Origin of the sequence: Hydrocoleum sp. CS-953 (genome assembly GCF_002260545.1) — a bacterium.
Lineage (GTDB): Bacteria > Cyanobacteriota > Cyanobacteriia > Cyanobacteriales > Microcoleaceae > Trichodesmium.
In genome coordinates, this window is sequence record NZ_LGSU01001144.1 from 1 (window position 1) to 7,261 (window position 7,261).

The window sequence follows — 7,261 nt, forward strand, 5'->3', positions numbered from 1 at the left end:
TATAATATATTTGATAATTTTATAATTACTTCAATATTCAATCTCCCTTACTCTCTTATATGAAAACAGAGGAGAGAGATGGGGAGATGGGGAGATGGGGAGATAGGGAGATGGGGTGTATTAGATATCTCCCACTCATCCAATCCTCAAATTAATTCTCACCCATTTTTTATCAATTACTTCTCCCTCCGACCTATTTTCTGGAGATACTGTTAGGGCTTCTATATAGAATCCGGTTATATAATATATTTGATAATTTTATAATTACTTCAATATTCAATCTCCCTTACTCTCTTATATGAAATTCCGTTATACAGTTATCGCATTTGCTACTTCACATCAAGACAGACCTTACTCAGTAAACTCTTAAATAATTTTCGCGGCTTCAATCTTTCCTTTTTTTCTGACTTTTAACTTTTAACTTTCTTTGTCATAGGATAATTAATTACTCAGATTACATATTATATTAAATCCTGTTAATTGCACATAGAATCCGATTCTATGATATATTGTTGATAGTTCTATATTCAATTCCCCCACACGGACTACACAGACCACACCTCCCCACACTCTAATTACACCAATACTACCGGATTTGATATGATTTTCGTGCTTAGGGGCTAGGTAGGGACGTTGCATAAAACCTCCCGACTCCCCTACTCAATAAAATTTAGAAAAGTTTTTCGGAAATGGTATAATTCCGTAAGCATTCAGCTCTCAGCTCTCAGCTATTACTTTTAGTGCGTATAGAAAAGCTTTATTAATGGAGTCAGATTTTTCTGACTCCAAAAGCTAGCACTCTTGATCTTAAAGTCTATAGAAGCCCTAACCGTATCTCCGTAAAGGTGAGGGTTTTTGCCTCTTGAGTCAGGAGTAGGGGTGATTTCCGTTCCGGAATACTTTCCTTCAGAATGCTCTGCAAACGTAAACGCGTTTGCGTTAGCGTTAGCGCAGCTCCTCTGCAAGAGNGTGATTTCCGTTCCGGAATACTTTCCTTCAGAATGCTCTGCAAACGTAAACGCGTTTGCGTTAGCGTTAGCGCAGCTCCTCTGCAAGAGGCAGCTCCTCTGCAAGAAGCAACATTCCGTAGGAAATCACCCGTACAGGAGTCAGGAGATTGAGAAATACTCAGAGGGGAAAAAAGTAGAATCTAGGCCCGCATATCCCCACACTTCCCACACTCCCAATCTATAAGATCCCAAATGGGTTCTATATTTATTTGACATACTCCCGACGTTGCCCTTACGGGACAACGCGGGATTCTTCAGTCTGGGAAACCCTGACCACTGTTTTGACAGAGGTGATGTCCTCCCCCTGTGTTCGTTGACCTTATATCAACTATAACCATCACAACAAAATGCCTCCTACTTGTCAAGGGGATCGGAACATTTTATTTGTGGAGATATCCGAATCTTGGCCCTGGCTTTCCCANCCACTGTTTTGACAGAGGTGATGTCCTCCCCCTGTGTTCGTTGACCTTATATCAACTATAACCATCACAACAAAATGCCTCCTACTTGTCAAGGGGATCGGAACATTTTATTTGTGGAGATATCCGAATCTTGGCCCTGGCTTTCCCATACGACGCTCCCCTCCGGGAGAGCGCGGGACTTCCCGCCAGGGAAGTTAAACCCCGTCTGATGGCTGAGGTACTAATAGCTGAATGCTTACATAATTCCTCCCTAGGTAACAGGAAGATTATTATTGCCAGTCTGGTGATGAGGATGATTATGATTTAAGTTGACATAATAACTAATAAGTTGGGTGAGGTAAATGTAAGTCTGAATATCGATTTGATTTGATAATAACATTTCTCGATATTTACTCTCTGATTGTTTTAGCCGATCCTTGATTTTTTCTTGGCATACTTCTGACATATTTTGCCACTCATCAATCAATTCTATTGTATCTTGAATATCTTGTTGACGTTGTTTTTTTTTGCAAATTTCGGCATCGTTCAGCAATAANGATTTAAGTTGACATAATAACTAATAAGTTGGGTGAGGTAAATGTAAGTCTGAATATCGATTTGATTTGATAATAACATTTCTCGATATTTACTCTCTGATTGTTTTAGCCGATCCTTGATTTTTTCTTGGCATACTTCTGACATATTTTGCCACTCATCAATCAATTCTATTGTATCTTGAATATCTTGTTGACGTTGTTTTTTTTGCAAATTTCGGCATCGTTCAGCAATAACTTGTGTCATATCTTCTAGCTTTTCATAAGCTTCTCTAGGCAAATTTCCTTCAACCAACATTAACCGATGTTGCTGTCTTAATTCTTCCACTTCTTTCAGAGCTTGAACAGGATTTGTTTCTACACAATAACTAATTTCACTAAGAGCTAAACTGCTATTTCTAATCAACTTTTTACATCGTTTCTGACGCCACATTCTTAGTAAAAAGCCGATGACACCTGTAAAGATCACAATAATAACACCAGCTTGTAAGTCTTGATTTTCCTCAAAGTAGCGCATCCAAATTTCTCTAGGGTCGCCTTCGTTAAATGCTTGTTGGGAACCAGGGTGGAGATATAGTAACCCACTGCGTAATAAAGACCGAGCATTACCGTTAGCAAGTTCTGGGTAAAATAATGAATATTGTCGAGAGGATGAGATGAGCGACCAAGTTAAAAGAGCAATTTTTTCTTTGCTGACATCGGGACGAGTGACTAAAGCAGCAGCAGTAGAAATAGTCGGTAAGTCTTTGTCAGGAATTGGAGAGAGAGGCATATAACTACCCTTGGGAAAGGTTGCACTTTGGTATGATTCAGGAAATTGAATGGTTAAATAATTAATAAAAGAAGTCGCCATTGGAACTAATTGGAGAGTAGGAGGTGTTGTTAGTTGAGCTTTCACTTTTTTACTGCCTCCTAATGGACCTACATAAACTAAAGCATCTATTTCTTGTTGTTTAAGTTTATTAAATCCTTGTTTGAAATCAAGTTGTTGTTCAATAATTTTTAAATTGGTAGCACTGAATAGTCGTTTGGCAGTGAAGTAAATGCCACTGCCAGGGGTACCAAAGGCGACTCTTTTTCCTTCAAGATCGCTAAAAGTTTTGATTTCTGAGTCAGATGGTGTAATGAGGTGTAAATATTCATGGGCAAGAACAGCTATTGCTTGTACTTGCCCAGCTTTCATTGCTTCGCTAGCTACATCTAATTGAACTAGAGCAATGTCTGTTTCTTTATTGAGCAAACGTTCTAAGTTTTCCTGTGAACCTTCGGAATTATAGTTGCTGTGGATAGACATTTTCCCAACTTCGCGAGCTGAGTTTATTATTTGTCTGCCCATGCGTTCGTAAGCTCCACCACCGGCACCANTGCTTGTACTTGCCCAGCTTTCATTGCTTCGCTAGCTACATCTAATTGAACTAGAGCAATGTCTGTTTCTTTATTGAGCAAACGTTCTAAGTTTTCCTGTGAACCTTCGGAATTATAGTTGCTGTGGATAGACATTTTCCCAACTTCGCGAGCTGAGTTTATTATTTGTCTGCCCATGCGTTCGTAAGCTCCACCACCGGCACCACTGGAAAGGGTGAGGATCCGACTTTGGGAACTACAGCTAGTTAAGGCGATCGCCCATAATAATATCCCTCCTATTGCTTTTAGTTTACTGAGTCGTTTTTTTTGGTGTTTCATATAATGTTTTTGGGATTGCAGAGCTACTTGACTTAAGCTACAATTTTATATTATTTTATTTTTAATAATGTAAGCATTTCCTGCAGAATGCGGAGCTAACAATTGTCAGTCATCAGCTATCAGTGACTAACATAAGGATAATTCATTAATGGATAATGGATAATGGATAATTGATAATTGATAATTACAAGAAAATTAAAACCGTACGGGAATTGAAGATAAGGAAATTCAAGAGCACTTTTTTTCCCCTATCCAAGGGGAGGCTTCAAGGCGCGAATTCTTTAATTATTAATTATTAATAATTCGGTAAAGGAGTGAATAATTAAAAGTATTGAAATAGATAAAGGAGATGAGCTAAACTTAGATATTTACCAAACAAACTCTACAAATTGTCTAGACTAAATTGCCCAATAACTGATATGTCCGGTAGCATCGGTATTCTAAGGTAAGGGTAAGGAAGAAGGAAGAAGGAAGAAGGCTGTAATTACCTACAACAAAAGGTTTAAGAGCCAGAAAAAACTTAAATTTCCTGTAGTTATTAACCCTGGGGTTTACACGCTCCGATACCAGCGGACATGATATGACTTTATTTTTATTGCTGAGAGCTGTTAACGTAGTTCCTCCTGCGGAGCTAATAGCTGAATGCTTAGAAAATAATGACATTTCTAATTTGAAGTATGATAGCTAATATTAAATCCAGGTAATTAGTTATGGTATTAAATACAACAGATTCGAAGTTAATGTAGTAAGAAGTAAAAAATAGGAGTCTTTGCTAAAAGCAATCTTGATTATAATTCTTTCCTTTTTATATAGCTATTGAGATTTTTTGTGAAAAAAAAAGTCTTTTTCTTCCTCTTTGTAAATTCTTAATTCTTAATTCTTAATTCTTAATTCTGCTATACCAAGTCAAAAGTTTGCCAGTTAATGGGATACTTCCACACACCTAAAAAATTACATTTTATCAATGTTTCTATCCCATAGAAACAGAATTATTACTTCCCATTTCTGACGTCTGACTTTTGACTTGTAACTACATTTAAGAATTCATTGCTGTAGCACGAGCAGCGGCAGCTTCATCCGGATGAATATTTAAGCGAGTTAAATTTATCCGACCCTTAGCATCTATTTCTCGTACTTTAACAATGANCACCTAAAAAATTACATTTTATCAATGTTTCTATCCCATAGAAACAGAATTATTACTTCCCATTTCTGACGTCTGACTTTTGACTTGTAACTACATTTAAGAATTCATTGCTGTAGCACGAGCAGCGGCAGCTTCATCCGGATGAATATTTAAGCGAGTTAAATTTATCCGACCCTTAGCATCTATTTCTCGTACTTTAACAATGACTTCATCTCCAATTGCTAGCTCATCTTCTACTTTACCTACGCGATAATCTGCAATTTGGGATATATGAACCATTCCTTCTTTGCCAGCGAATACTTCCACAAAAGCACCAATAGGAATAATTCGAGTCACTCGACCAACATAAACATCCCCAGGATTAAGTTTTTTGGTCATCCCTTGGATAATATTGCAGGCTTGTTTAGCTTTTTTACCATCCGCTGCTGCAATAGTAACAGTGCCATCATCATCAATATCAATTTTGACACCTGTTTCTTCAGTAATACCCTTAATAGTCTTACCACCAGGTCCAATAACTAAACCAATCATTTCTGGGTCTATCCTAAAGCTTAAAAGTCGCGGTGCATAAGGTGACATATCTGGACGAGGTACATCAATGGCATTCAGCATCTTTTCCAGAATATGTATCCGTGCAGGTTTAGCTTGATGAATAGCATCAGCAATAACCTCTAGAGACAAACCTGTAATTTTCATATCCATCTGCAAAGCTGTAATTCCGCTATCGGTACCAGCAACTTTGAAGTCCATATCACCCAAAAAGTCTTCTATACCCTGAATATCTGTCAGGATACGAACTTCCTCACCTTCCTTGATTAAACCCATAGCTGCTCCACTTACAGGTTTAGTAATAGGAACCCCAGCATCCATTAAACCTAGAGTAGAAGCACAAACCGAACCCATAGAAGTTGAACCATTTGAAGAAAGCACTTCTGAAACTACCCGAATCACATAAGGAAAAGTATCGCTTAGTGGTATGACCGGGAATAATGCACGTTCTGCTAAAGCACCGTGACCAATTTCCCGACGACCAGGCGATCGCATTGGTTTAGTTTCTCCTACGGAAAAAGGAGGAAAGTTGTAATGATGCAAATAGCGTTTTTCGTCTTGGGGATGTAGATCGTCTGCCAATTCTTGAGCATCACCAGGAGTTCCTAGAGTAACAGCAGACATTACTTGAGTTAAACCTCGATTAAATAGAGAACTACCGTGAACTCGTTGTGGTAATACTCCCACCCGACAAGAAACAGGGCGTACTTCATCTAACTTCCGACCATCAACCCGGATACCTTCGTCAATAATTTGTTTGCGCATCAACTTTTTAGTGACACCCTTAAAGACATTCCCTAGTAACCCATTGTCTGATTCAACCAATACCTTGATCTTTGCTTCTTCTTCAGACTCTTCAGGAAGTTCAGCGATCGCTTCTGCTAGAGAATCTTTAATTGTATCCAGTTTTTCATCGCGCTGATTTTTATCCAAATCATATTCAGACAAAACCTGTTTAATAGATTCTGTAGCTTTTTCCTGGATATAGTTTTCTAAGGTAGGGTCTACTTCGGGAGGTTCCAACTCTACAAGTTCAATACCCATTTCAGCAATAATTTCTCGTTGAGCTTCAATCAGGTCACAAACTGCTTCATAACCAAAATCAATTGCCTCAATAATGTCTTGTTCTGGCAATTGATTTGCTCCTGCTTCTACCATTATTACCCCGTGGGGAGACCCAGCGACCACCAAATCTAAGTCGCCATTTTTAACTTCACGGTAAGTAGGATTAATGATAAAGTCATCTCCTACCAACCCTACCCGTACTGCAGCCATTGGACCATAAAAAGGCAGCTTGGCCAATAATACTGCTACTGAACTACCTGTTACGGCTAGCACGTCTGGTGGTACTTCCTCATCCATAGACAATGTTGTGGCCACAATTTGAATATCATCTCGTAACCAACTAGGAAATAGGGGGCGTAGTGGCCTATCTATCAAACGACCAGTAAGTGTCACCTTTTCTGGAGGGCGACCTTCGCGACGCAAAAAACCACCAGGGATTTTTCCTCCAGCGTAGAGTCTTTCCTCGTAGTCCACCAATAGAGGTAGAAAATCTATTCCTTCTCTACCTTTGGCTGTAGTAGCTGTGACTAATACTGCTGTATCTCCTGACTCTATCATTACAGCACCGCCAGCTTGAGGCGCAAATACACCAACCTTCAGTCGAATATCGCGTCCGTCAAAGGATATGGATTTGTTTATCTCTTCCATCCAGTTTTTTTTCCTTCTATATTCTTTACGCAATCGTAGCATTCTTGATGGGGCAATTGTTATGCTATTTAAGTCAGTCGTCAGTCGTCAGTCGTCAGTCGTCAGTTTATTATTGGTGCTCCAGAAAATGTATTGACTGTTGCGTTGGTCTCGCATAGTAGGAAAATTGCACTATCCAACTCTTCTGTCGGAGTGCTCCAGAAA

General features: G+C 38.9%; 2 protein-coding genes and 1 pseudogene. All 3 read right to left on the reverse strand.

All coding sequences use genetic code 11. The features are described from left to right. Nucleotides 1–1,682: 1,682 nt before the first annotated feature. Nucleotides 1,683–1,967, reverse strand: a 285-nt coding sequence (locus AFK68_RS18035; RefSeq protein ID WP_210407482.1) for a hypothetical protein, incomplete at its 5' end; no start/stop codon positions are given. Nucleotide 1,968: 1 nt separating this feature from the next. After that, nucleotides 1,969–3,329, reverse strand: a pseudogene (locus AFK68_RS45635) (TAXI family TRAP transporter solute-binding subunit); the annotation flags it as partial. Between the two features lie 1,562 nt (nt 3,330–4,891). Then, nucleotides 4,892–7,057 carry a polyribonucleotide nucleotidyltransferase gene (locus tag AFK68_RS18050; RefSeq protein WP_094673965.1) on the reverse strand — a complete coding sequence of 722 codons (2,166 nt, stop codon included), beginning with the start codon at nt 7,055–7,057 and terminating at the stop codon, nt 4,892–4,894. Nucleotides 7,058–7,261: the final 204 nt, after the last annotated feature.

Bases quoted from the DNA above. Each gene is read 5' to 3' on its own strand.
- AFK68_RS18050 (WP_094673965.1), bottom strand. From the start codon at position 7,057: ATGGAAGAGATAAACAAATCCATATCCTTTGACGGACGCGATATTCGA.